Here is a 25,509-nt window from a genome sequence, read left to right on the forward strand (position 1 = left end):
GTTTTTGGGGAAGTGGGGACCCGCCCGCTTCTGCGCAATACGCCAAGCCCAAAAAACCAGGCGACAATGCGGACAATTGGATCCGATAGCTCTCGGTAACCCCATAAAACGACTGAACCCGACCATTTTCAGGTCGGGTTCAACGCAATGCGCGATCAGACTGTGATGAACGTTTGACCGATATCCCGTCGGTCCACAGGTACGCCCGTACCCGCGATAACGCTTAGTGCGCGTGATCGTTGTCGATGTCGAAGCTGTCTTCGCCTTCCCGCACCAGCTTGACGAGGTCTTCCCGGCTCACCTTCTTTTCCGTGACAGAGGCGAGCTCGGTGACGAAATCGATGACCTTGTTTTCGAAGATCGGGGCACGCAGGCTTGCCAGAGCCTGCTGGTTCTTGCGGTAGTAGTCGTAGACCTGCTGTTCCTGACCCGGGAACCGGCGTACCTCGCTGATCAGCGCCTGCTGATGCTCTTCATCGGTGACCTGGATGTCGTTCTTGTTGCCGATTTCAGCAACGACGAGCCCGAGCCGCACGCGGCGCTCGGCGATCTTTTGATAGTCTTCGCGCGCCTGCTCTTCGGTCGTACCTTCGCTCTCGAAGGTCTTGCCGTGATGCTCGACTTCGTGCTTGACCCGGTTCCAGATCGCATCGAACTCGGCCGTGACGAGCTTTTCGGGCACATCGAACTTGTGGCCTTCATCAAGCGCATCGAGCACCAGGCGCTTGACGCGCTGCTTGGACAATGACTCGTTCTGGCTTTCGATCTGATCGCGGATAGCCTTCTTGAGCGCGGCCAAATCCTCAAGGCCAAGGGTCTTGGCGAACTCGTCGTTGAGCTCGACGTCCTTCTTGGGACCGTCAACGTGAAGCACATTGACATCGAACGTCGCCTTCTTCCCGGCGAGTTCGTCGTTTTGATAATCTTCAGGGAAGGTAACCTCGATGGTCTTTTCCTCGCCCTTCTTGACTCCAACGAGTTGCTCTTCGAAACCCGGAATGAACTGACCCGAGCCGATCACGAGATGGGTATGGTCCGCGCTACCGCCTTCAAACGGTTCGCCATCGATTTTGCCGACAAAGGAAAGCCCGACCTTATCGCCATCCTCAACGACCGCGCCATCGCCCTTGTCTTCGTACTGGCGGTTGGACTTGAAGAATTTCTCGACTTCCTGATCGACCTCTTCATCGGTCACCTCGACCACCGGTTTTTCGAGCTTGATCTTCGAAAAATCCATAAGCTCCACCGGCGGCAGGACCTCATAGCTGACAGTAAAGGCGAGATCCGCTTCTCCATCGAGGACGCGGTTGATCACCGCCTGGTCGTCCGAAAGATCGATCTCGGGCTGGGCAGCGGCCTTTTCCGAGCGCTCTTCGAGCGTTTTGGAAACAGTCTCATTGATCGTATCCTGCATGACCTCACTCATCACCGAGCGGCCATATACCTTCTTGAGGTGCGCCATCGGCACCTTGCCGGGCCTAAAGCCCTTGAGCTGCACCTTGCCCCGAACCTCGTCGAGCTTTTCATCGAGCCGCGACGAGAGGACCGTCGCAGGGACAGTCACATCGAGCTTGCGGCGCAGCCCTTCGTTCAGAGTTTCAGTCACGTTCATTTGGTCGATCCCGTCTTTACGTTCTGCTTTGTCTCTATAGTGTGCCGCGAAGAGAAATGGTGCGGGTGAGAGGAGTCGAACCTCCACGCCTTGCGGCGCTGGAACCTAAATCCAGTGCGTCTGCCAGTTCCGCCACACCCGCCTCTCTTGCCGTGCGGCGCGAGTTGGCACGCGGTCTATCCCAAGTTCGCTGGCCAGTCAAAGCCTCATTGTGCACGCACGTGGGCATGAAAAGGCTGGCTTCATAGCTGGCCTGAGCGGGACACGAGAACCTGCAGCCGAAATTGCACAAAATATATGCATGCTGCACAATATCTAGCCTGACAATACATTTCAAAACGTATCAACGCGTTGAAGACGTCAATCGAACGTGTTGAAATTAGTATATAAACACAAATCGCAAGGCGGTTGGCATAGCGCGTGCATTTGCGAGGGCAACCGGTCCCGAACAAGAGGAGACGTGGACATGAAAAAGATCGAGGCTATCGTCAAACCGTTCAAGCTCGACGAGGTCAAGGAAGCTTTGCAGGACGTTGGCCTCCAGGGCATCACGGTAACGGAAGCCAAGGGGTTCGGCCGGCAGAAGGGTCATACCGAACTTTACCGCGGCGCAGAATATGTCGTTGATTTCCTGCCCAAGGTCAAAGTGGAGGTCGTCGTACCCGATCACCTCGCGGACAAGGCAATCGAAGCCATACGCAATGCCGCCCAGACCGGACGGATCGGCGATGGCAAAATCTTCGTCTCCACGGTCGAGCAGGCCATTCGAATCCGCACCGGCGAAAGCGGCGACGACGCGCTTTAGAACCGCACGTTTCGCTTACTTCCGGACGCGCCGGCACCACCTCCCGGACCGGCGGGCAAACAATCCAAAAAAGTCAAACACATACTGGGGATCACACTATGAGCTCAGCAAACGACCTTATCCAGAAGATCAAGGACGAGGGCATTAAATACGTCGACCTGCGCTTCACCGACATTCGCGGCAAGCTGCAGCACGTCACTATGGACGCCAGCGTCGTCGACGCCGACATGTTCGAAGAAGGCGTGATGTTCGACGGCTCCTCGATCGCCGGCTGGAAGGCCATCAACGAATCCGACATGGTGCTGATGCCCGATACCGCGACCAGCTACGTCGATCCGTTCTTTTCGGCCCCGACGCTTGTCGTCAATTGCGACATTCTCGAGCCCGCCACCTACCAGCCTTACAACCGCGACCCGCGCTCCATCGCCAAGAAGGCAGAGGCGTATGTCGGCACCTCCGGCATCGGTGACTCTGTGGTCTTCGGCCCTGAGCCGGAATTCTTCCTGTTCGACGACGTGAAGTATTCCAACACCACCTACAAAGTCGGCTTCCAAGTCGATTCCGGCGAACTCTCGGTCAATTCTGATGCGGAATACGAAGGTGGCAATTCCGGCCACCACGTGGGCCTGAAGAAGGGCTACTTCCCGGTTCCCCCGCTCGACAGCGCTCAGGATATCCGTGGCGAAATGCTCGAAGCGATGGCCGCGATGGGCGTCGTGGTCGAAAAGCATCACCACGAAGTGGCATCGGCCCAGCACGAACTCGGCATCAAATTCGCGCCGATCATCGCTGCCGCAGATCATGTGCTTTTGTACAAGTACGCAGCACATCAGGTGGCACAGGCCTATGGCAAGACCGCGACGTTCATGCCCAAGCCCGTCTATGGCGACAACGGCTCGGGCATGCATTGCCACCAGTCGATCTGGAAGGACGGCAAGCCGTTGTTCGCGGGCGACGAATATGCCGGTCTCTCGATGGAGTGCCTCTACTACATCGGCGGCGTGATCAAGCACGCCAAGGCCATCAACGCCTTCACCAACCCTTCGACCAATTCCTACAAGCGCCTGATCCCGGGCTTTGAAGCTCCTGTGCTCCTGGCATACTCGGCCCGCAACCGTTCGGCTTCCTGCCGTATTCCGTTCGGCCAGAGCCCCAAGTCCAAGCGTGTGGAAGTTCGCTTCCCCGATCCGATGGCGAACCCCTATCTCGCCTTTGCCGCGCTCCTGATGGCCGGTCTGGACGGCATCAAGAACAAGATCCACCCGGGCGACCCGATGGACAAGGATCTCTACGAGCTTCCGAAAGAAGAACTGCAGGGCATCCCGACCGTATCGAGCTCGCTGCGCGAAGCCCTCGATGCGCTCGACGCCGACCGCGACTTCCTCAAGGCTGGCGGCGTGATGGACGACGACTTCATCGACGCTTACATTGAGCTGAAGATGGAAGAAGTCATCAAGTTCGAGCACACCCCGCACCCGGTCGAGTACGAGATGTACTACTCCGCCTAAGCGGTATCATCGCTCACCAAGAGAAGGGCCCCTCGGGGGCCCTTCTTCATTTCATGGACGCGAAGAAACTTTCCGGATCGTCCACATCTTCGAGTCTGCCCCGGTCGATGACGAGAAAACGCGTACCAACGTCGCGGACGAAAGCCCTGTCGTGCGAGACGAGCACGCAGTTGGCCCGATGCTCGGCAATCTCGGCCGCCAGCGTCTCCTGCCCCGCAATATCGATGTGGTTGGTAGGCTCATCGAGCAAGTAGAAGTTCGGTTCTTTCAGCCGCAAGGCCAGAATCCCGAGCCGGGCCCTTTGCCCGAACGAGAGCCCACCGATCGGCCGGCCCTGCTTTTCCGCCGCGATACCAGCCGCCGCCAGCAACGCTCTCGTGCGCTGGTCGCCAGGCCCGAACGCCGCAATGAAATCGAAAGGAGACACATTGTCAGGCACGTTGGACAATGCCTGGTCCATATACCCCGTCACGAGGCTTGGCGTCGCCCGGATACCCGTGACATCTGCGCCGTCCTCCAGCACGCGCCGCAGCATACCGATCAGCGTGGATTTCCCTGCGCCATTGCGCCCCAGAAGCACGATCCTGTCACCCTGGAAGACATGGAGCCAGGGGATTTCAAAGAGCCTGGCCCCATCCGGCCTGCGGACGATAAGGCCCTCTATCTCCACCAGCACCTTGGCATGTGTGCCCCGGTTCGCGAGCCGCATATCGCCCCGCCGCTCCTTGTGCAGCGTCTTGACGCCGTCCTCGATTTTCTCGGCGCGCTGCCGCAGCTGCCTTTGCTTTTTCTGAAGAAGATCGCTGCCTGAATTGATGCCGATATTCTTAAGCTTGGCCGATTGCCGCCGAAGCTGCTGCGCTTCCTTGAGTTCGCGTTCCCGCTGCACCGCATCCGCCGCGTCCTCCTGTTCTAGCGCCACCCGGGCTAGGCTGTAAGGCAAGGCGAAATAACGCGACGCTTGGGCGCGCAAAAACAGCGTCCGATTGGTCACCCCGTCCAGAAAACCTCGATCATGGCTCGCAATGACCACGGGAACCTCGGCGGTGGCGGTCCTCACCCAGTCCTCGAGAAGCAATATTTTTTCGAGATCCAGATGATTGGTTGGTTCGTCGAGCAGAAGAACGTCCGGATCGGTCACCCACACCCGCGCCAGGAGCATAAGCCGTTGCCAGCCCCCGCTCAGTTCGGAAACAAGAAGGTGCCGGATGTCCTCGGGGGCACCGAGCGTGTCGAGGACGACATCCACACGCCAGCTTTCACTCTCGCGCGCCGCTTCGGGGAGTGCATCCTGCACCGCGCCGTAAAAGCTCCTCCCAGTCAGGCTGGCATTCACGTGCTGCTCGACGTATCCGACCCTCGCGCCCCGCGAGCGCGTAATATTGCCGGACGTGAGTTCCGCCTCACCCGCAAGGCATTTGAGTAGCGTGGTTTTGCCGGCGCCGTTGCCGGCAACAAGGCCAATTCTATCGCCCCGCCCAAGCGTCAGATTTATATCGCGAAAAAGGGGAATGTTGGCGACGTAGGTCGCGTCTTTCAAAATCAGTGTCGTCATATCGTCGTCTCGCCGACAATGCGCCATGCTTATGCGCGTTCATCAAGGAGCACAGGGTTCAAACCCCGCGCCATGAACAAGGCGGACCGCTTGTCTGAGACGAAACTGACTGAAAAGGTGTCTCGCGCCGGTCAGCCCTGCAACGTCTGCTGCAGGGCGCGAACAGGGCCGCGCTGACGATGGTGACGAAAGAACGTGATCACGCAGCCCTCCTTCGGCGTTGGAGACATTCTGGGCTTTTTATAGTGCCGCGATCGCCCCAATGCAATCGTGACAGCTACTGCGCCGCCCGGGGTGCGTGTCGTGCGCCGATTTCCAGCGCATGTTCCTTTGTCAGGCCGACATAGTCGAGGATCGCCGGCGTAAGGTAGCCGAGGCGGTTCATTTCGACGGCATGGCCCTCGACGATGGCACGCGCGTGAATGGGTTGAAGCGTTTTGCGGTAGTCCCGGGCCAATCCCAGCCGTCCCGCTTTCTTGCGCTGCGCCTCGATAAGCTTGACCGATTGGCCAAGGGTATCTTCGGTTATCGGCAGCCGCATATGGTCTGCGAGTTTACGGAACTGATGCGTGGGATTTTTGGCGATGTCCTCGAATTTGAGCACCAGGATGGCCTTCTCCTGGCGGCCCGTCCAACTCGCAACGTTCTGGCTCCACGACCCCTGCGGCTCGGTAACAGCGATCTTGTGAGGCCGGACGCGGCGGTCGACCTTCATCATCATCTCGATGATCTTCAGCGGCGGCGTTCCGGTTTCCTCGATCAGAGCCGAAGCAACATCGAGCGGGTTGCGCACGATATAGGCTGCCCCGCGCGTGACTTGCGGGTTGATCGTGGGGTGACCGTGAAACGTACCGCGAATGGCATGTGTCCTGACGACGGGAAGCCCCTTGAAATCCGTCGCGAGCAGCCGATGCACGTCAGCACGTGCGGCCGCGACTTGAGCCTCGCTCATTTGACCAGGATTCTGCCCCGTCGCCTTTTCGTAGAGCGCCCCATGCACATCCCAGGGAATAATATTGTCGACATTGCGCAGATCGATAGTACCGCCCTTGGGTGCCGACCGCATTGCTGCAAGCAGAAACACGACAGAGCGCACCCAATTGCTGCCCGACCGGGGGTAGGACGCAATGAAGTATAGCGGACGCACTGTTTTGGCTTGCGGGTCGGACACACGCATCTCCCGGAAAACGCTGGAAAGATGCGCAAAGCTCTACCCGCCCGCCTTGATGGGCGCAACCAGCAGATGATGCTATAAAAAGAAAAAGCTCATGAACAAGAGCCCCAGAACCACCGGACGTGGCAGCGAAAGGTGGGCAAGCCGGTACGCAATACCAGTCCTCCGGCCTGCTCCCACCCGGGACTCGAAAGACGGACCGCCAGCGGCCAGGATACGCAACGCAGCCTCAGGGTTCGTCCGCATACGGCAACTCCAAACACATGAACCGTATGAAGAAATTTATACGCCGATCGATTTAAGAAAGTGCTGATGAGGTGCAAACCGAAGGTAAATCCGGCGTACGGTTTTACCGCACCGACTGTCCCAGTTTGGGAACCGGCCGCGCTCGCGTTGCGATAGGAACAACTGCCCGGAGGCACGGCCATAACTGTTGAAGAGTCCCGAAAACTATGGTGTTTGCGGCGCAGACACCCACCATATGTTAAGCCAATGGAAAGGCGTGATTCGCATCTCGGCGCACCGTAACAAGCCAAAGACATCCATGACCGACGACAACGACCTGTTCGCAACCGACCCTACCCCTGCCCCTCCGGCGCCCAAGCCCGAAAAGCAGGCGGGAAGCAATGTCGCGAGCGGGAGCTATTCCGCCGCTGACATCGAGGTCCTCGAAGGTCTCGAGCCCGTGCGCCGGCGCCCGGGCATGTATATCGGGGGTACCGACACCAACGCCCTGCACCACCTCTTCGCCGAAGTGATCGATAACGCGATGGATGAGGCAATTGGCGGCCACGCGACCCGCATCGAGGTGCACCTCGATGCCGAAGGCTATCTGACCGTCACCGACAACGGCCGCGGTATACCTGTCGACTCCCATCCGAAACGGCCACACCTCTCGGCGCTCGAAGTCATCATGACCACACTGCATGCAGGCGGCAAGTTCGACTCCAAGGCCTACGAAACCTCCGGCGGGCTGCACGGCGTCGGCGTTTCCGTCGTCAATGCCCTGTCCGACGACCTCATCGTAGAGGTTGCCATCGACCAGATGCTGCATCGGCAAACCTATTCACGCGGCCAGCCGACAAGCCGGCTCGAGCAGGTCGGCCGGATCAACAACCGCCGTGGTACCACGATCAGGTTCCACCCCGATCCTCAGATCTTCGGTCCACACGCCCGGTTCAGCCAGGACCGTGTGTTCCGCATGACGCGTGCCAAAGCGTATCTTTTCGGCGGCGTCGAAATCCGCTGGTCTTGCGATGAGGCGCTGGCAACGGACGCGGTTCCGGCCAAGGCCACCTTCCATTTCCCCGGCGGCCTGCGCGACTTCGTCGAGCGCCGCATCGAGGGTGAAACGCGCATCGTCGACGACGTCTTCTCGGGCAAGGCCGGAAAGCCGGGCGGCCACGGCGCCGTCGAATGGGCCATCACCTGGTATTTGGGCGACAGTTTCACCCAGTCCTACTGCAACACCGTGCCCACCCAGGACGGTGGGACCCATGAGGCCGGCCTGCGCACCGCACTCCTGCGTGGGATCAAGAACTACGCCGAGATGACCGGAAACAAACGCGCCTCGGTCATCACGTCCGAAGACATCCTCGCCCATTGCGGCGCCATGCTGTCGGTCTTCATCCGCGAACCCGAATTCGTCGGCCAGACCAAGGATAAGCTCGCTTCCAACGAAGCGACCCGCATCGTCGACAACGCCATCCGTGACGCGTTTGACCACTGGCTCACCGCGGCGCCCAACCAGGCCAACAAACTCCTCGAATGGACCATCGACCGCGCCGAAGAGCGCTTGCGCCGGCGCAAGGAAAAAGAAATCGATCGCAAGTCTGCGACCCGCAAACTGCGCCTGCCCGGAAAACTCGCCGACTGCAGCCAGTCCGCCGCTCAGGGCGCAGAGCTTTTCATCGTGGAAGGCGACAGTGCGGGAGGCTCCGCCAAGCAAGCGCGTGATCGCGCCAGCCAGGCCGTCCTGCCCCTGCGCGGCAAGGTGCTCAACGTGGCCGGCGCGAGCCGTGAAAAGCTAGCATCGAGCCAACAGATCGCGGACCTGCTCCTTGCGCTTGGCTGCGGCACCCGCGATCGCTATCGCGAAGACGATTTGCGCTACGACAAGATCATCATCATGACCGACGCCGACGTCGACGGCGCCCACATCGCATCGCTCCTGATGACATTCTTCTTTCAGGAAATGCCGCAATTGATCGACCAGGGACATCTCTACCTTGCCCTACCCCCGCTCTATCGCATCGCTCAGGGTCCCAAAACCGCCTACGCTATGGATGACAAGCACAAGGACCAGCTTATGCAGTCCGAGTTCACCGGTCGCGGCAAGATCGAAGTAACCCGCTTCAAAGGCCTCGGCGAAATGCCGCACGCGCATTTGAAAGAGACAACGATGAACCCGCGGACCCGAACGCTCCTGCAGGTCAGGCTCATCGACGACCGCAACGAAACCAAGGGCGCCGTCGACCGCCTGATGGGCAATAAACCCGAAGCGCGGTTTGAATTTATCCAGGAACGCGCCGCTTTCGTCACCGAAATCGACGTCTGATCGCCCCTGGTTCCGGCAAAAAACGGCATCGCGTTAAGGTTTCCAGCGATATCTGCGTTGACTTGGCCACTTTGTGCGTTATGGTCCCGCCCGTCAGAGGCCTCTCCCGTTCACCGGCATCGGCATCAAGCCGGGTGGAGCGTATTTCGGCATGTTGGACATTTGCAGTCCGCGAACCCGGAACGCGCGACAATCACTTTAGTGAGCAAAACGCCTCGATTCAGCCGAGGCACAAGGCTCTGGACTGTTTGCATCATGCTGGCACGTTCTCATGCGCTTCGCATTCGGCACGTACAGTTATCCTTCCCGGGCGGACGGCCGACGCATAGGCCCTGAAAAAAAGAACCTCCCGCGGCTGAAACAAATGGACACCCGATTTGACAGTGCAATTTTCTGAGCTCGGACTTGGCGACAAGGTAACAGACGCCGTCACCGCCGCAGGCTATACCAAGCCCACGGATATCCAGGCGCAAGCGATCCCGCATGTCCTGGAAAAGAAAGACCTGATCGGCATCGCCCAGACCGGTACGGGCAAGACGGCATCCTTCGTCCTGCCCATGCTCTCGCTGCTCGAAAAAGGCCGCGCCCGTGCGCGCATGCCCCGCACATTGATTCTGGAACCCACTCGCGAGCTCGCCGCCCAGGTCCACGAAAACTTCGAAAAATACGGCAAGAACCATCGCCTTACCGTTGCACTTCTGATCGGCGGCGTGTCCTTCGAGGACCAGAACAAGAAACTCGATCGCGGCGCCGACGTCCTGATTGCCACCCCGGGGCGCCTCCTCGACCACTTCGAACGCGGGCGGCTGCTTCTGACGGGTGTCGACATCCTCGTTATCGATGAGGCCGACCGCATGCTGGATATGGGCTTTATCCCCGACATCGAGCGCATCTGCGGTCTCTTGCCGCCCCGTCGGCAGACGCTCTTTTTCTCTGCAACGATGCCGCCGGAAATCCAGAAGCTCACCGAGCGCTTCCTCACCAACCCCATCAAGGTCGAAGTCGCGCGGCAGAACTCGACCGCCGAGACCATCGACCAGAAGCTCCTCAAGGTTGGCACGACGCCCAAGGACAAGCGCGCCGCGCTCCGGGATCAGATCCGTGCCGCCAAGGACCTCAAGAACGCGATCATATTCTGCAACCGCAAGCGCGACGTCGCGACCGTCGCACGTTCGCTTGAGCGCCACGGCTTTTCGGCCGGCGCACTCCACGGCGATATGGACCAGAAGAGCCGGATGGAAACCCTCGATCGTTTCCGCGCCGGCGATCTGCCCATTCTTGTCGCATCGGATGTCGCGGCACGTGGCCTCGACATTCCGGCGGTGAGCCACGTTTTCAACTTCGACGTTCCCACCCACGCCGAGGATTATGTGCACCGCATCGGCCGCACGGGCCGCGCGGGGCGATCGGGCTCCGCGATTACGCTCGTGACACCCGCCGAAGGCAAATATGTCGAGGCGATAACCAAGCTTATCCAGCGCGATATTGAGTGGATCGAAAGCGAAAGCTCCACCTCTGTGCAGGAGCCAAAGCCAGCCCGCAGGAGCCGCTCGAACAAGCGGACAGACGAGCCCGCCAGACGCGAGACACCCCAGGAAGATACGAGCAGCGCTAAGCAGAAAAGCGCCGAGCCCAAGAAGAAGCGCCGCGACGCACCGCGTAGGGCCAGCAATGATGATTCGCCCGCGACGTTCGAATCCGAGGGTCATATCCCGGCCTTCCTGCTTCGTCCGGTGCGACGTCACGCTTAGCGGAACTGCCAGGTTAACTTCCCATTTCCCTGGATAGTGGCAAAAAATGCGAACAAATGCGCATTTTGACTTGAAACGCACGGCACAAATTGAGCATCTTGCGCGCCACGCTGCGCGTGTATATTGCAGCGCCGAACATAGACTGCGCGAAAGCGGTACGTGCGCCCTTAAATCGTCCTATGTTGCGGATAGATAGACCAGAAGACTAGCCAGGATCAGAATCGTAGGAAGTATTTCCCCCGGTGGTTAATAAGCACCTGACAGAGTTTGACTTCGAGCGCGCGTCGGGTTTTGCGAATGCGGCGATGGCGCTTCTCAAACGCTGTCATCTTCCTGCATTCCCGGTCTATTACGAGCTTTTTTACACCTACGCGACCGGTGCCAATCCCGATCTCAATGCCCGGGTGAACCAGATCTTCACCCAGAGCGGCACTTTGACTGCGGATGAGGCGTCCGCGCTGTGCGAACAATTCCTCGAAATCAACAATATGGACGAAAAGCTCAGGGCCATGTCGCGGGCCATGAGCCGCAAAATTTCCGACGTCAACGAAGCGATCGAATTCGCCATGGCGACGGCGAATTCCTATTCCGGCTCGCTCCAGCAGGCGTCCGGCGACCTTGAAAGCGGCATCGATGATGACGCGCTCAAAATGCTCTCCAGCCGCCTCCTGAAGGAGACGCGGCGCATGCAGGACATGAACCGTCGCCTCGAAGCCCAACTCGAAAATTCACGTGACGACATCTCGCTCCTCCAGCGCGACCTCGACGAGGTTCGCAAGGAATCGATGCTCGATCCGCTCACCAAAATCCCAAACCGCAAATGCTTCGATGAGCAACTCGACCTGGAGCTCGAGTCCGCCACACGCGACGAGAAACAGCTTTGCCTGCTTCTGCTCGATATCGACAGGTTCAAGGCCTTCAACGACACCTACGGCCACCTGACCGGCGACCAGGTGCTGCGTCTCGTGGCCCAGGTACTCAAGGCCAATCTCAAGGGGCGGGACATGCCCTCACGCTTCGGCGGCGAAGAGTTCGTCGCTATCCTGCCTGAAACGGAACTCAACGGCGCCATCACCATCGCCAATATGATCCGCAGCGCCGTGCAGGCCAAGGAACTCCTTAAGCGCTCCACCAATGAAAAGCTCGGCCGCATCACGCTTTCGGTGGGCGTCGCCCAATGGCGCCGTGGCGAAAAGGCGGCCCAGTTGATCGAACGCGCCGACAAGTGCCTCTACGCCGCCAAGTCCGGCGGTCGCAACCAGGTCGTCTCCGAGCGCGAACTCCCTGACGCCCCCGGCAGTATCGACGTCGCATAAAAAAGGCGCCTCGCGGCGCCTGATTTCCTTGATGTCTCCGAAAAACCTAATGCGCAACGTCGGCAGAGGCGCGGGCCTTTGCCAGTTCGGCGAGATCGGCTGGCCTGAGCTGAACGCTCTCCCCGCACCCGCAAGCGCCGTCCTGGTTAGGATTGTTGAAGGTAAATCCGGACTTCAGCTTGTCTTCGGAAAAATCCATCACCGTACCAAGCAGAAACAGTGTCGCCTTGGGCTCGACCCAAACATCGACACCCTTGTCGCTGACGTGATCGTCGCCCTCTACTGGCGCGTCGACATAGTCGAGCGTATACGCCATGCCCGCACAGCCGGCGTTCTTGACGCCGACTCGCACACCCGCGACGGGCTTGTCGCTATCCTCGATGATCTCCTTGATGCGATCGGCAGCCGCATCGGTGAGGCTCATGATTGCAAAGGACATATTACCACCAATTGAGCGCAACCTGCGCTTCTTCGCTCATCCGGTCCGGTCCCCAAGGGGGATCGAAGACCATGTTGACTTCGACATCCTGAATGCCTTCGACGCTGCGCGCCGCATTCTCGACCCAGCCTGGCATCTCGCCGGCCACCGGACAACCCGGCGCGGTCAGCGTCATATCGATCGTCAATCGCCGATCATCGTCGAGATCGACCTTGTAGATCAATCCCAACTCATAGATGTCGACCGGGATCTCCGGGTCATAGACGGTTTTGAGCGCACCAATAAGGTCCGTCGTGATCCGCTCGACCTCTTCGGGCGGCAACGCGGAACCTGTCGCGGAAATCAGGTGCTCTTCGGACTGGGCCGCATGTTTTTCGGGCGCTGCGCTTTCGCTCATAGTCACTCGCTGGTCTAGAAAAAAGTCTGCGCCTTCTCGATACCCTCGACGAGCGCATCGACATCGTCTTTGCCATTATATAGGGCAAAAGACGCCCGGCATGTAGAGGTGGCTCCAAATCTTTCAAGGAGCGGCATCGCGCAATGGGTGCCGGCGCGGACCGCGATCCCGTACCGGTCCAGCAGCGTCGCGACATCGTGCGCGTGCGCAGTGTCCATGGTAAAGGAGAAAATACCACCCTTGCCCGGCGCATCTCCGATCACCCGCAAGGCGTTGATTCGCGACAACCGCTCGCGCGCGTATTCGGCCACGTCGTGCTCATGCGCCGAGATCGCATCGCGGCCGATGTTCTCCATATAATCGAGCGCGGCCCCGAGCCCGATCGCCTGAACGATCGGTGGCGTACCGGCCTCGAACTTGTGCGGCGGCGCATTGTAAGTGACCATATCCCTGGTCACCTCCTCGATCATCTCGCCGCCGCCCATATAGGGCCGCATCTCGGCGAGCAGATCGTATTTGCCGTAAAGAACCCCGATCCCGGTCGGGCCATAAAGCTTATGGCCGGTCATGACGTAGAAATCGGCATCGAGATCCCCAACGTCGACCTTCTCGTGCACCGCCGCCTGACTACCGTCGATAAGCACGGGAATACCCCGCGCGTGCGCAATCTCGACGATCTGTTTGGCCGGCGTGATTGTGCCGAGCACATTCGACATGTGCGTGATCGCAACCAGCCTTGTCTTCTCGCTCAGCGACGCCGCGAACGCATCGAGGTCGAGCACGCCATCCTCGCTCACGTCCACCCATTTGACCACGGCACGCTTGCGCTCACGAAGGAAGTGCCATGGCACGATGTTGGAGTGGTGTTCCATGATCGAGATAACGATCTCGTCGCCCTCGCCGACCCGCGGGTCGGCAAAGGCATTGGCGACGAGATTGATCGCCTCGGTCGTCGAACGCGTAAAAACGATCTCCTCGACGCGCCCGGCATTGAGGAACTTCCGCACAGTCTCGCGCGCCCCCTCATAAGCCTCCGTCGCCCGGTTGGCGAGCGTATGCAGCCCTCGGTGCACATTGGCGTATTCGTAGCGGAATGCATGATCCATCCGGTCGAGCACCTGCACCGGCTTTTGCGCCGATGCGCCGCTATCGAGATAGACCAACCGCTTCCCGTGGATTTTCTCCTCGAGAATCGGAAAGTCCGCGCGCGTCGTTTCGAGATCGAAACTCATTACGCGCCCTGCGCCAGCCAGCCGTCCACGATCCCGCTCAGCGCTTCGCCAAGCGCCTCGTCCTCGACCGCGTCGACGATTTCCTCAAGAAACGCCCGGATCAAAATCGTCTCGGCCTCGGCCTTGGGAATACCGCGGCTCATCAGGTAGAACATCCAGGTTTCATCGAGATCGCCGCAAGTCGCGCCGTGCCCGCAAACGACGTCGTCTGCAAAGATCACCAGTTCGGGCTTGGTCAGGATTTCCGCGCCCTCCGACAGCATAAGCCCCTGGCTCATCATCTTCGCATCGGTCTTTTGCGCATCCTTGGCCACAGTGATCTTGCCCTGGAATACGCCCTTGCCGTGCCCGCGACCGATTTGCTTGAAAAGCTCCGTTGACGTCGTGTTGGGCACCCCATGCGTCACATCGAGCGTGATGTCGCGATGCTGATCGGTGTCGATCAGATTGAGTCCGAAAAAGTCGCCATGCGCGCCCTCGCCTACGAAGTTGGCGAAGATTTGCGCCCGAGCGAGGTTCGCGCCGGCCTGAATCACGATGGACATGAGCTTGGCGTTGGCGTCGATCCGGTATTCGAGCGTCGAAAACTGGGTCGCCTGGGTCGCCGATAGGTCCACGACGATATGCGTAACCTCGGCCCCCTCGCCCAGGGCGACATACGTCCCCAAGTTGCCCATATGCCCCGCATCGGAGGTTGCAACCGTTTCGATGACTGTCGCCCGCGCGCCCGGAGCAACCGTGATCTTCGACCCCGTCGCCACGTGAGCCGCATCGCCATCGGTACGGCGGTCGATATGGATCACCGGATCGACCGACCCGGCCAACTCGATATTCACCGCTTCCTTGACCAGTGCGGAATTGAGCCGCACCACGGTGTCGTCACGCATCGTCAGCGTCGAACCGCCAACCTTACCTGTGATCACACCCGCCGGCGCGGTTCCCGCGTTCTGCATAACACCGTTGGCAACTACGATCCGGTAGGCGCCCGGGATGTCGAACACCGGCGCGCCCGTGCCTGCGACGGCTTCGGCAAGTGGAGGAACCTCCGACAGCAGTACCTTGAGATCGGTGTAGTGATAAGCCTCGACCCGACGCGTGGGCAGCCCCGCTTCGCGGAACCGCACCGCAGCATCGCCCGCGCCGACGCTTTCAAGCTGCGCGGCAAGGCTTTCTTCCGCCGCCGTCAGGCGGATTGGCGTTTGCACGTTCATCGGTTTCGTCCTCAAGCCGCGTCGGTGGATTCGTAGTCGGCATAGCCCTTGGCTTCGAGCTCGAGCGCCAGAGACTTGTCGCCCGTCTCGACCACGCGCCCATCGGAGAACACGTGCACGATATCGGGCACGATGTAGTTCAAAAGCCGCTGATAGTGCGTGATGATGAGCATCGTGCGATCCGGGCCGCGCAGCTTGTTGACGCCCTCGGCGACAACCTTGAGCGCGTCGATATCGAGCCCGGAATCGGTCTCGTCGAGGATGCACAGCTTGGGCGCCAGCAGCGCCATCTGCAGGATCTCGGCCCGCTTCTTCTCGCCGCCCGAAAACCCGACATTGAGCGCGCGCTTGAGCATGTCCTGCTTGAATTCGAGGAGCCCCGAAGCGTCCTTGACTGCCTTCATGAATTCCGGCGTCGACAGTTCGCTTTCTCCGCGCGCCTTGCGCTGCGCGTTCATCGCGGCCTTGAGGAAGGTCATCGTCGAGACACCCGGAATTTCAATCGGGTACTGGAACGCCAGGAACACGCCGGCAGCTGCCCGCTCGTCGGGCTCCATCTCGAGAAGGTTCTCACCCTCAAAAAGGATTTCCCCCTCGGTTACCTCATAGTCTTCCTTGCCCGCGAGCACGTAGGAGAGCGTGGACTTACCCGAGCCGTTCCGGCCCATGATCGCGTGCATCTCGCCACGATTGAGCGTCAGGTCGACGCCCTTGAGGATGTCCTGGTCCTCCACGCGCACGTGCAGGTTCTTGATTTCAAGCATCGGTGTGGTCATGTCGTTTTCGGCGCGTTCCGCCGTCCCATTCACTTTGCCCCCAGGGGGCCAACATAAGTTTCAAAAAGCGGCAAAGCGCTCAGCCGACACTGCCTTCGAGCGAAATCCCAATGAGCTTCTGGGTTTCCACCATGAATTCCATCGGCAGGTGCTGCAGCACGTCGCGGACGAACCCGTTGACGATTAGCGCCACGGCCTCCTCCTCGGAAAGCCCGCGCTGCAGGCAGTAGAACATCTGATCGTCCGAAATCTTCGAGGTCGTTGCCTCATGCTCGAAGACCGCGGTCGCGTTCCGGCTCTCGATATAGGGCACGGTATGCGCGCCGCACGTATCGCCGATCAGCAGGCTGTCGCACTGCGTGAAGTTGCGCGCATTCGTCGCCTTGGGATGCGCGAAGACGCGGCCGCGATAGGTATTGTCCGAGAACCCGGCGGCAATGCCCTTGGAGATGATGCGTGAGGACGTATTCTTGCCCAGGTGCAGCATCTTGGTGCCGCTGTCGATCTGCTGGTGGCCGTTCGAAATCGCGATCGAATAGAATTCGCCGCGCGATCCGTCGCCCTTGAGAATGCAGCTCGGATATTTCCATGTGATCGCCGAACCGGTCTCGACCTGCGTCCAGGAGATCTTGGAATTCTTGCCCCGGCAATCGCCGCGTTTGGTCACGAAGTTATAAACCCCGCCCTTGCCATTCTTGTCGCCGGGATACCAGTTCTGAACCGTTGAATATTTGATCTCGGCCTCATCGAGCGCAACCAGCTCGACGACCGCCGCATGAAGCTGATGCTCATCGCGCATCGGTGCCGTGCAGCCTTCGAGATAGCTCACATAGGAGCCCTCTTCGGCAATGATCAGCGTCCGCTCGAATTGACCGGTATTCTTCTCGTTGATCCGGAAATAGGTCGAGAGCTCCATCGGGCACCGCACGCCCTTGGGGATGTAGACGAACGAGCCGTCGGTGAAGACCGCCGAGTTGAGGGTCGCAAAGAAGTTGTCCGAAACCGGCACCACCGACCCCAGATACTTCTTGATCAGCTCCGGATGCTCCCGGATCGCTTCGGAGATCGAACAGAAGATGATCCCGTGCTTGGCAAGTTCCTCGCGGAACGTCGTCACGACCGAAACCGAGTCGAACACGGCATCGACGGCCACATTACCGCTATAGGGCGAAGCAAGCTGTTCTGCGCCCTCACCGTCTTCGACGACGCCGGCAAGAATCTTCTGCTCGGACAGCGGAATGCCGAGCTTCTCATAGGTCTTCAAAAGCTCCGGATCGACCTCGTCCAGGCTCTTGGGGCCCGTCGCGCCTTTGGGCGCCGCATAGTAGTAGGTATCCTGGTAAGGGATCTCCGGATACGAGACGCGCGCCCAGGTCGGCTCTTCCATGGTCTGCCAGCGGCGGAACGCCTCCAGTCGCCATTCGAGCATCCATTCAGGCTCGTTCTTCTTGGCCGAGATGAACCGGATCGTATCCTCGCTCAGCCCCTTGGGTGCCTTGTCGGATTCGATGATCGTCTCGAACCCGTATTTATACTTGTCGACATCCAAAGCGAGAACGCTCTCGACGGTCTCCCGGTCGATGTTCTCCTTGAGGGTGGGGATGTCAAAATCCGACATGAACGTCTCCTAGCTCTAAAGCGTAGCGCTTCTACGCCGCTGCGCCGCCCCGGCCGTGATGCCGGGTCAGCACGATCTCAAACGCCTCGAAAAAGGCATCGACGTCATCCTGCGTCGAATTCCATCCGAGACTGGCCCGAAGGCCGCATTCCGATAGCGCGGGGTCGACCCCCATCGCGCTCAACACATGGCTGCGCCCGACCTTTCCGGACGAACACGCCGAACCCGAAGAGACCGCGACGCCGGCCAGATCCAGTCCCATCATCGCGACCGTATTCCTGACCCCCGGAACAGCGAAATTGACTGTCGTCCCGATCCGCTCCACATCCGCGCCAAAAATGACGGCTTCGGGCGCAAGTTGACGCAACCTCTGCTCAAACCGCGTCACAAGCTTGCCGACGGCATCAAGATCGAACCGCTCGGCAAAGGCAGCGCACGCCGCCCCGAAGCCCGCAATCAAAGCCGCAGCCTCGGTACCGCCGCGCCGCCCCTGCTCCTGCCCGCCACCGGGCACCAGCCGGACCGTGTCCGCATGACTTTTCGCCAGCAGGGCACCAATACCCGCCGGCGCGCCGATCTTGTGACCGGATATGGCCACCATATCGGTAGCACAAGCGGAAAAATCTAGGTCCAGTTTGCCAAATCCCTGCACCGCATCGAGCAAAAGCACGTGACGCGTCGGGCCAACTATCGCCTCGATCCGGGAACGCGGCTGGACGACGCCAGTTTCATTGTTGACCCAGCCGACGGCAACAAGCAGCGTTTCTCCCGCTGCATCGGCAGCCTCCAGCATGCGCGAGAGAGCATCGATGTCGATAAGTCCATTCTTATCAACGCCCAGTACGCGCACCGAAACCCCGCTCGCCTCCGCTGCCTTGAGCACCGCCGCGTGATCGGTGGCGCCAATAACGACCCGATCGATATCGAACGCTTTGACCCCGCCGACGATCGCCTGCGTAATCGCCTCTGTCGCTGACCCGGTGAAAACCACCTGCTTGGCTTCCGCACCGGCGCGCCGGGCGACCCTGTCCCGCGCATCGTCGACAACCTTGCGCAACGCCCGTCCAGCGCCGTGCACGGACGACGGGTTTCCCGTCAATTCCAGCGCGGCGACAACCGCCTCGCGCGCTTCGGGCAGAAGCGGCGCGGAAGCGTTATGGTCGAGATAATGGCGCATCCGATCCATCGCGTTGCGGCCGGCAAACCGGCTCCAGCAAACAATCCTTGAAATTCGAGTCGCACCTTAAGTAAAAGGAGCGCTCACAAAGGCCGGGGGAACCGGCCAAATCCCACGTTTGGAATAATTCTAAACTGGTATTTGCAGTCAGTTTTATGAAGCCCCGGCGCATTCGTCAAGCCGGGCGCCACGCTTTGCCGGCGCCCATGCGAATTTCGGGGAGATCGACAAAGGTAGCGTTTATGCCTGAAGTGATTTTCAACGGCCCTGAAGGCCGGATCGAGGGCCGGTATCAGCCGGGCAAGGAGCCCAACGCGCCTGTCGCTATCGTCCTGCATCCGCATCCCCAGTTCGGGGGGACGATGAACAACCAGATCGTCTACAATCTCTTTTATATGTTCGTGGAACGTGGCTTTGCCGTCCTGCGCTTCAATTCGCGCGGTGTGGGTCGCTCGCAGGGCATGTTCGACCATGGCGTCGGCGAACTCTCGGACGCAGCGGCAGCGCTCGACTGGCTCCAGGCGATCAACCGTGAAAGTCGCGGTTGCTGGATTGCAGGTTTCTCCTTCGGCGCCTGGATCGGCATGCAGCTCCTGATGCGCCGCCCCGAAGTCGAGGGTTTCATTTCCGTATCCCCGCCTGAAAACCTCTATGATTTCTCGTTCCTGGCGCCCTGCCCCTCTTCCGGTCTCATCATCCACGGGGAAAAGGACCGCGTGGCCCCGCCAGAAGCCGTCCAGAAACTCGTGGACAAGCTCAAGACCCAAAAGGGCATTACGATCGAACAGCGGATCATCGAAGGCGCCAATCATTTCTATGAAGGCAAGATCGACGAACTGATCGAAAATTGCGGCGAATACCTCGACAAGCGCCGCGCCGAGATTGCTGCCGGTGGCGGGCGTTAGCCCCTCCCCGACTAGCCAAGGAACAAAAGCCAGGGCCGATTACGCCATGACGGACTTCAAATCCGAATTCCTGCGCACACTCGATGAGCGCGGTTTCATTCATCAAGTCTCGGATCCGGAAGCACTCGACAAGAAATTCGCGAGCGAGACCGTAACCGGCTATATCGGCTACGATCCGACCGCCGCGAGCCTGCATGTGGGGCATCTGATGCAGATCATGATGCTGCACTGGATGCAAAAGACCGGCCACCGGCCAATCGCGCTCATGGGCGGCGGCACGGGCATGATCGGCGATCCCTCCTTCAAGGATGAAGCCCGCAGACTTTTGACCGTCGAGGACATCGCGTCGAACATCGAAGGGATCAAGAAGAAGTTCGAGAACTTCCTCACCTTCGGCGAAGGCCCCGGCGACGCCGTTATGGCGAACAACGCCGATTGGCTCTTGGGCCTCGGCTATGTCGAATTCCTTCGCGATGTCGGCCGCCATTTTTCGGTCAACCGCATGCTGAGCTTCGATTCGGTCAAGCTCCGGCTCGACCGCGAGCAGTCGCTCTCGTTTCTCGAATTCAACTACATGATCCTGCAGGCCTACGACTTCGTCGAACTCAACCGGCGCTATGGCTGCACGCTGCAGATGGGCGGCTCGGATCAGTGGGGCAACATCGTCAACGGGCTCGATCTGGGGCACCGAATGCTCGATACCCAGTTCTATGCCCTTACCTCGCCCCTTTTGACGACGGCATCGGGCCAGAAGATGGGGAAAACCGCCAACGGCGCGGTCTGGCTCAACGCGGACATGCTCTCGCCCTACGATTTCTGGCAATACTGGCGCAACACCGAGGATGCCGACGTCGAGCGGTTCCTGAAGCTCTTCACCACCCTGCCCCTCGACGAGATCACGCGCATCGTGCATGGCGATGCGACCGACATCAACGAAGCTAAAAAGATTCTCGCAACCGAAGTCACCTCTCTCGTCCATACCCCGCAACTCGCCAAGGAGGCGGCGGCAACGGCGACCGCTGTTTTCGAAGCGGGTCAGCTCGATCTCTCGCTACCGACGATCCAGATCGGGTGGACAGCGCTCGAAGGCGGACTTGGCATTCTCGCGGCTGCGGTGACAGCGGGCCTGGCGGGCTCCAACGGCGAAGCCCGGCGCCACATCCAGGCGGGCGCGCTCAAGGTCAACGACGCTGCCATCGACGACGAAAAACTCTCTCTCGGCAAAGGGCACGTGCTTCCCGAGGGCGTTATCAAGCTCTCCATCGGCAAGAAACGCCACGTATTGCTCAAACCGATCTGACCAAGGGCCGCTCGCGGCAGCCCCCTTTACTGCGCTGAAGCTTCATTCTGCGCCCGGTATTCGAACAGCGACCGGAATACCCCCGGCGCGAGGATGGAGACCGGGTTGATCAGCAGTTCGGGCTCGGCCAGCGGTCCGCGCACGGCAAACGTCACGCCGATCAGCCCCTCGCCCTCGCGTCCGCCGAAAATCGGCCCGATCAGCGGGATCTGCTGGAACGCATTGTTGATCCCGAAAAGCGGAACATAGGTCCCGGTAAGGTCGTACTGCCCTTCTTCGAGCAGGATATTGCCCCTGGCCGTACCGCCCACGCTGTCGCCATAGAGCGCCGCTTCGCGCAGCTCGATACGGTCCCCGATCCGCATAAACTGCGCCCGCCCGCGCGTGAAATCGAGAGAATTGCCGCGCTCCGCATAAGCCTCCGCCGCCTCATCCGATTGCAGCAGCCGCGCGATGTTGGCTTCGTCGACAATCGAGAAATTGCGCATCTCGAACGCCCCTGAATCGGCGTCCCCGGGAATGTCGCGCCGTATGACAAGACTGCCTTCGCCGCCAATCAGGCGCGGGTAGAGCCCGACAAACCGCAAAATGCCGCCCACGTCATTGGCCGCAAAGCTCATGACCCTGTCGCGTTCCCCACCGTTTGTCGTTGCCGAAACCGAGCGTCCGCCACCCAGCCCGGCCGAAAGATCGACATGTTCGAGCGTGTCGCCCCGTAGCCGCAGGTCGAGATCGACGTCGAGCGCAACAGCGCCGTAATACCCGATCGCGCGGTCCAGATTGACGGTGACCGAAAACCGCTCGTCGCCCAGATCCTCGCTCGGTCCGGCCAGGGCGCCGGAATCGAGACTGACGAACCGCCGCAGCATCGGCCGCACGTCGAGTTGCGCGCCCGAAACGGAAACCGCATACCCGCCATCCGCCGGACGGATCGCCACCTGGGCGTTGTCGCCCGGACTGATCTGGAACGTCGAAAAAATCGCCTCCTCCAGCGCGCCCTCCGACGATACCGCCAACGATCCGGCAAGGCGAACCTCGCCAAACCCCAAATCGGCCTCCGGTACGGCAATGCCGTCCTCACCGATCTCGACAACGGCATTGGCTCCGCCCGGAATGCCCTGTGCCTTGCGAGCCCCGATATCCGCAAGCGTCAGGGCTGCACCTGTCAGATCGGCAGAGACCTGATATCGGTCATCGCCCAGTGGCTCCGCGACCAGCCGCACCTCCCCGTCGACATATTCGCTCAAATCGACGCCGAACGCCGCAGCATCCTCGGCATCGAACGTCGACGCGACGCGAACGCCCGGCACCTCTTCACCGTTCTGGCTTGCCTCGAAATCGAACGGGATCGAGCCGAGCATCCCGCTGCCGTTGGCATTGAAACCCGCCTGCGAAGCCGTAAACGAAAGGCTCGCATCCGAGACCGCATATCCGCCTATCGGTTCGCGCGTCGAGAGCTCGGCAATCGTCCCGTTGAGCGTGTAGTCGACCTGATCGACCAGTCCGATGTCGTCCATTTTGAGCGTCGCGATCACGGTTGCTCGCGCTTCGCCGCTGAGCTTGGCCCTGAGTTCGGCGACATCCACACCCTGCACCGCCTCATCCAGCGCGCCCAGCGCCGGGTCGTCCGCCAGTGAGAGCAGATCCGGAACAGTTCCCGAGATATCGCCCGAGACCTCGAAAATGGGTCGCCGCGCGGTAGTGTCCTGGTTCAGAAAGGCCGCATTCTCGATAACGACCGGCCCATCCGTCCCCGCCACCGTCGCCCGGTCCACGCCGACCGTGACCTGCTCATCGCGCACGAGTACCCGCGTCTCTCCGGCGATGTCGAGCCGCGGCATCCCGGCAAACGGCAGGAGCTCCACACCGTCGGCCGACATCTCGACCCGTATCGCGCCATCCGGAATAGGCAGCGGCGAACCGTCGACCGCGATCGACCCAACGGGGAAATCGAACGCCATATCCGCATTGGCGACAGTGCCCGATCCGACATAGTCGACGACCCATGCCCGCCCCTCTGGCGCGAAAATATAAGGCCAAAGCCGTTTGACGGTGTCAGCAGAAAAACCTTGGCCGGAAAGCGACAGCTTGAGCCCAAGTCCAGCGCGCAAACTGTCCATCCGCCCGGTTAGGGAAAGGCTGGCGTCACCGGTGGAAGCCGTCAATTGGTCGATCCCGACCGCACCGTAAAGTGGTGCCCCCCACCCCTCGAAACGGATCGATTCGATGGGGTTCTGCGGTGCCGGCATGTCATCGGGATGCAGATAAACCTCCTGCGCCGTGATGTTCATCGCCAGGGTGGGCCCGAACTGCTGGTCGAATCCCAACAGCACCTCGCCCGATATCGTGCCGCGGCTCCGACCTACCGAGACGCCGACATCGGCGAACTGGAACCGCGCCTCGTCCGGATGCCAATCCACGGTGAACGGCGCAGCGGCGACCGCAAACATGTCGTTGGCCAGCCGCAAATGGGTCCCGGCCAGATCGATCGTGAACCGTCCGCTCGTCAGCCGCCCCTCGGGCGCCGTAAGCTGAAACGTTCCCGATAGCCCGCCCACACCCCGCAGCGCCGCAATGCCTACGGGATCATCGAGAAAGGGCAGCAACGTCGAAAAATCGAGCCCTTGTAGCGCGAAATTCAACGTCACAGCCGACCCGTCGCTGACGCGTGTGATCGTTCCGGTGGTCTCGCGCCCGGCAATGCGTGCGGAAAATCGCGCCGATACGCCGTTCACGCTCTGCCCCGCGCGCAAATCGAAATCGACGCCTTCGAACTCGCGGTAAAGGTTGTAGACCCTGTCGAGCATGGCCACCGACCCGTTCCGCACACTCAAGCTCGAAATCTGTCCGCCGAGCGCCCTTTCGGCCAGCTCCGCCAGCCCGGCATCAATTGCTTCGACTGTGGCCATGAGCACCGCATTGTCCGAGCGCAGAACTGCCGGGTCGTCGCCCGCCTCGGCTCCTAAGTCGAGGCCACCACGCTCGATTCGGACGACGGGCGTCGCATTTGCGCCCTCGTGAACGGCGACGGTAACTTCGCCGGTATTCGGATCCTCCTGCACGACGAACCGCGCGGGCCGCGGTCCCAGCAAATCCTGCACGATCTGGAAATGCGGACCGTCTAGCGTGATCCGCGCATTTGGCCGCCCCAACAGCAACCCGACCGGCGATACGCCGACTTCAAGCGCATCCATACTGATGACCGCATCGCTTGCGACCTCCCGCATCTCCACAGAAGCCAACCGGAAGACGGGATTGAACGGGCCGTCGAGCGAAAGCCCGAAGCCCTCCCAGGCGACCTCAAAGTCGTCTTCAACGACCCCGGCCACGGCGGACTGCACGCGGTCGGACAGGAAATCGAGCGGGATCGGACCGAACAACAACCGGACATAAACAAGCCCGATAATCACCGCGAGCCCCAAAAGCGCCCAGCGCAGCGCGGCAAGCGCCCTGCGCAGAAGGCCGCGCCGATTGCGGATACCGGAAAGGCGCGGGAGTTCGGTCAATGACGGCCGTATGTCCTGAGCTCGCGATGAGAAATGCCGGGAGAATCGGCTATTAGCCAAACAGTTTCTTTGCCAAGCAAATCGGCTGCAATAAGGCAAACTGCACAATCGGCGCATTTGGCGCGAACGCACAGTCAAGGAGAACCGTCTTTGCCAGACCTCCAGCAGGGCATGCCCGCCCCCGATTTCGACCTCCCCACCGATACCGGCGAACGTTTCCGCCTGTCCGCCCACGCCGGCAAGGCCGTACTGCTCTATTTCTACCCCCAGGCCGACACCCCGGCCTGCACGGACGAGAACATCGCTTTCACCACGCATAAGGATGCGTTCGCCGAAAAAGACATTTTGCTCGTCGGCATCTCGCCGGACACACCGAAACAGCTCGCCGCCTTCCGCGAAAAATACGGCCTCTCCCCGATCCTGGTCTCCGATCCCGACCACACCGCGATCGAAGCTTATGGCGTATGGGGCGAAAAAAAGAACTATGGCCGAACCTATATGGGCCTCATCCGTACGACAGTGCTCGTTGGCGCGGACGGCAAGATCGCGCAGATCTGGCCCAACATCCGCGCCAAGGGCCACGTTGAACGCGTCCTCAAGGCACTCGCCTGACCTTGGTTTGAGTTTTCGTTAACCATAATCCCGCAAGATAGCACTCATTGAGTTGGTC

The 25,509-nt window shown here is 60.4% G+C and carries 19 protein-coding genes and 1 tRNA gene; 8 read left to right on the forward strand and 12 right to left on the reverse strand.

Going from position 1 to position 25,509, the window contains the following annotated elements; all coding sequences use genetic code 11:
- Nucleotides 1-223 precede the first annotated feature (223 nt).
- Both tig and LSG43_RS14410 read right to left on the reverse strand, forming a co-directional pair.
- Nucleotides 224-1,612 carry a trigger factor gene (gene tig / locus LSG43_RS14405; RefSeq protein ID WP_231805411.1) on the reverse strand — a complete coding sequence of 463 codons (1,389 nt, stop codon included), beginning with the start codon at nt 1,610-1,612 and terminating at the stop codon, nt 224-226.
- 57 nt (nt 1,613-1,669) lie between these two features.
- Nucleotides 1,670-1,754, reverse strand: a tRNA-Leu gene (locus LSG43_RS14410).
- Nucleotides 1,755-2,078: 324 nt separating this feature from the next.
- Here LSG43_RS14410 and LSG43_RS14415 point away from each other — a divergent pair.
- Both LSG43_RS14415 and glnA read left to right on the forward strand, forming a co-directional pair.
- Nucleotides 2,079-2,417 carry a P-II family nitrogen regulator gene (locus tag LSG43_RS14415; protein ID WP_231805413.1) on the forward strand — a complete coding sequence of 113 codons (339 nt, stop codon included), beginning with the start codon at nt 2,079-2,081 and terminating at the stop codon, nt 2,415-2,417.
- A gap of 98 nt (nt 2,418-2,515) precedes the next feature.
- A complete protein-coding gene (glnA, locus tag LSG43_RS14420; RefSeq protein ID WP_231805415.1) occupies nt 2,516-3,925 on the forward strand; it encodes a type I glutamate--ammonia ligase in 1,410 nt (469 codons plus the stop codon).
- 46 nt (nt 3,926-3,971) lie between these two features.
- Here the strand turns inward: glnA and LSG43_RS14425 are convergent, their stop codons facing one another.
- Both LSG43_RS14425 and LSG43_RS14430 read right to left on the reverse strand, forming a co-directional pair.
- Nucleotides 3,972-5,480: an ABC-F family ATP-binding cassette domain-containing protein gene (locus LSG43_RS14425; protein ID WP_231805417.1), complete on the reverse strand. Its 1,509-nt coding sequence runs from the start codon at nt 5,478-5,480 to the stop codon at nt 3,972-3,974.
- A 277-nt stretch (nt 5,481-5,757) separates the two neighbouring features.
- Complete coding sequence (locus tag LSG43_RS14430) at nt 5,758-6,651, reverse strand: sulfotransferase domain-containing protein (protein WP_231805419.1); 894 nt, start codon at nt 6,649-6,651, stop codon at nt 5,758-5,760.
- A gap of 547 nt (nt 6,652-7,198) precedes the next feature.
- Between LSG43_RS14430 and parE the strand changes: the two genes are divergently transcribed.
- From parE to LSG43_RS16660, 3 genes are all read left to right on the forward strand, one after another.
- On the forward strand, nt 7,199-9,211 hold the full coding sequence (gene parE / locus LSG43_RS14435) for a DNA topoisomerase IV subunit B (protein WP_231805421.1): 2,013 nt from the start codon (nt 7,199-7,201) through the stop codon (nt 9,209-9,211).
- Nucleotides 9,212-9,594: 383 nt separating this feature from the next.
- Entirely contained in the window at nt 9,595-10,962 is a 1,368-nt protein-coding gene (locus LSG43_RS14440) for a DEAD/DEAH box helicase (protein ID WP_231805694.1), read from the forward strand.
- A 242-nt stretch (nt 10,963-11,204) separates the two neighbouring features.
- On the forward strand, nt 11,205-12,278 hold the full coding sequence (locus LSG43_RS16660; protein ID WP_231805423.1) for a GGDEF domain-containing protein: 1,074 nt from the start codon (nt 11,205-11,207) through the stop codon (nt 12,276-12,278).
- Between the two features lie 46 nt (nt 12,279-12,324).
- Here LSG43_RS16660 and LSG43_RS14450 read toward each other — a convergent pair whose 3' ends face one another.
- The 7 genes from LSG43_RS14450 to LSG43_RS14480 all read right to left on the reverse strand — a co-directional run bounded on the left by LSG43_RS14450 (nt 12,325) and on the right by LSG43_RS14480 (nt 19,137).
- A complete protein-coding gene (locus LSG43_RS14450; RefSeq protein WP_231805425.1) occupies nt 12,325-12,717 on the reverse strand; it encodes a HesB/IscA family protein in 393 nt (130 codons plus the stop codon).
- Nucleotide 12,718: 1 nt separating this feature from the next.
- Nucleotides 12,719-13,114 (reverse strand): SUF system Fe-S cluster assembly protein, encoded by a 396-nt coding sequence (locus LSG43_RS14455; protein ID WP_231805427.1) that lies wholly within the window; start codon nt 13,112-13,114, stop codon nt 12,719-12,721.
- Nucleotides 13,115-13,128: 14 nt separating this feature from the next.
- Nucleotides 13,129-14,346: a cysteine desulfurase gene (locus LSG43_RS14460; RefSeq protein ID WP_231805429.1), complete on the reverse strand. Its 1,218-nt coding sequence runs from the start codon at nt 14,344-14,346 to the stop codon at nt 13,129-13,131.
- On the reverse strand, nt 14,346-15,557 hold the full coding sequence (gene sufD / locus LSG43_RS14465) for a Fe-S cluster assembly protein SufD (protein ID WP_231805431.1): 1,212 nt from the start codon (nt 15,555-15,557) through the stop codon (nt 14,346-14,348). Before sufD ends, LSG43_RS14460 begins: the two co-directional genes overlap by 1 nt.
- Nucleotides 15,558-15,568: 11 nt before the next feature.
- A complete protein-coding gene (sufC, locus tag LSG43_RS14470; protein WP_231805696.1) occupies nt 15,569-16,321 on the reverse strand; it encodes a Fe-S cluster assembly ATPase SufC in 753 nt (250 codons plus the stop codon).
- Between the two features lie 91 nt (nt 16,322-16,412).
- The gene (gene sufB / locus LSG43_RS14475; protein ID WP_255714445.1) at nt 16,413-17,951 is read right to left on the reverse strand and encodes a Fe-S cluster assembly protein SufB; all 1,539 of its coding nucleotides are present in this window, start codon (nt 17,949-17,951) and stop codon (nt 16,413-16,415) included.
- 31 nt (nt 17,952-17,982) lie between these two features.
- Nucleotides 17,983-19,137, reverse strand: coding sequence for a cysteine desulfurase family protein (locus tag LSG43_RS14480; RefSeq protein ID WP_231805432.1), 1,155 nt, complete (start codon nt 19,135-19,137; stop codon nt 17,983-17,985).
- Nucleotides 19,138-19,370: 233 nt separating this feature from the next.
- Between LSG43_RS14480 and LSG43_RS14485 the strand changes: the two genes are divergently transcribed.
- Together LSG43_RS14485 and tyrS are read left to right on the forward strand one after the other, a co-directional pair.
- Nucleotides 19,371-20,033 (forward strand): alpha/beta hydrolase, encoded by a 663-nt coding sequence (locus LSG43_RS14485; RefSeq protein WP_231805434.1) that lies wholly within the window; start codon nt 19,371-19,373, stop codon nt 20,031-20,033.
- Nucleotides 20,034-20,079: 46 nt separating this feature from the next.
- Nucleotides 20,080-21,333, forward strand: a complete 1,254-nt coding sequence (gene tyrS, locus LSG43_RS14490) for a tyrosine--tRNA ligase (RefSeq protein WP_231805435.1) — start codon at nt 20,080-20,082, stop codon at nt 21,331-21,333.
- 26 nt (nt 21,334-21,359) lie between these two features.
- Here the strand turns inward: tyrS and LSG43_RS14495 are convergent, their stop codons facing one another.
- Nucleotides 21,360-24,839, reverse strand: a complete 3,480-nt coding sequence (locus LSG43_RS14495; RefSeq protein ID WP_231805436.1) for an AsmA-like C-terminal region-containing protein — start codon at nt 24,837-24,839, stop codon at nt 21,360-21,362.
- A 150-nt stretch (nt 24,840-24,989) separates the two neighbouring features.
- Here LSG43_RS14495 and LSG43_RS14500 point away from each other — a divergent pair, with 150 nt between their 5' ends.
- Nucleotides 24,990-25,451: a peroxiredoxin gene (locus tag LSG43_RS14500; RefSeq protein WP_231805438.1), complete on the forward strand. Its 462-nt coding sequence runs from the start codon at nt 24,990-24,992 to the stop codon at nt 25,449-25,451.
- The last annotated feature ends 58 nt before the right edge of the window (nt 25,452-25,509 follow it).

Origin of the sequence: Pelagibacterium xiamenense, from assembly GCF_021166475.1 — a bacterium.
Taxonomy (GTDB): domain Bacteria; phylum Pseudomonadota; class Alphaproteobacteria; order Rhizobiales; family Devosiaceae; genus Pelagibacterium; species Pelagibacterium xiamenense.

Bases quoted from the DNA above. Each gene is read 5' to 3' on its own strand.
- tig (WP_231805411.1), bottom strand. From the start codon at position 1,612: ATGAACGTGACTGAAACTCTGAACGAAGGGCTGCGCCGCAAGCTCGAT.
- LSG43_RS14415 (WP_231805413.1), top strand. From the start codon at position 2,079: ATGAAAAAGATCGAGGCTATCGTCAAACCGTTCAAGCTCGACGAGGTC.
- glnA (WP_231805415.1), top strand. From the start codon at position 2,516: ATGAGCTCAGCAAACGACCTTATCCAGAAGATCAAGGACGAGGGCATT.
- LSG43_RS14425 (WP_231805417.1), bottom strand. From the start codon at position 5,480: ATGACGACACTGATTTTGAAAGACGCGACCTACGTCGCCAACATTCCC.
- parE (WP_231805421.1), top strand. From the start codon at position 7,199: ATGACCGACGACAACGACCTGTTCGCAACCGACCCTACCCCTGCCCCT.
- LSG43_RS14450 (WP_231805425.1), bottom strand. From the start codon at position 12,717: ATGTCCTTTGCAATCATGAGCCTCACCGATGCGGCTGCCGATCGCATC.
- LSG43_RS14455 (WP_231805427.1), bottom strand. From the start codon at position 13,114: ATGAGCGAAAGCGCAGCGCCCGAAAAACATGCGGCCCAGTCCGAAGAG.
- LSG43_RS14460 (WP_231805429.1), bottom strand. From the start codon at position 14,346: ATGAGTTTCGATCTCGAAACGACGCGCGCGGACTTTCCGATTCTCGAG.
- sufD (WP_231805431.1), bottom strand. From the start codon at position 15,557: ATGAACGTGCAAACGCCAATCCGCCTGACGGCGGCGGAAGAAAGCCTT.
- sufC (WP_231805696.1), bottom strand. From the start codon at position 16,321: ATGCTTGAAATCAAGAACCTGCACGTGCGCGTGGAGGACCAGGACATC.
- sufB (WP_255714445.1), bottom strand. From the start codon at position 17,951: ATGTCGGATTTTGACATCCCCACCCTCAAGGAGAACATCGACCGGGAG.
- LSG43_RS14480 (WP_231805432.1), bottom strand. From the start codon at position 19,137: ATGGATCGGATGCGCCATTATCTCGACCATAACGCTTCCGCGCCGCTT.
- LSG43_RS14485 (WP_231805434.1), top strand. From the start codon at position 19,371: ATGCCTGAAGTGATTTTCAACGGCCCTGAAGGCCGGATCGAGGGCCGG.
- tyrS (WP_231805435.1), top strand. From the start codon at position 20,080: ATGACGGACTTCAAATCCGAATTCCTGCGCACACTCGATGAGCGCGGT.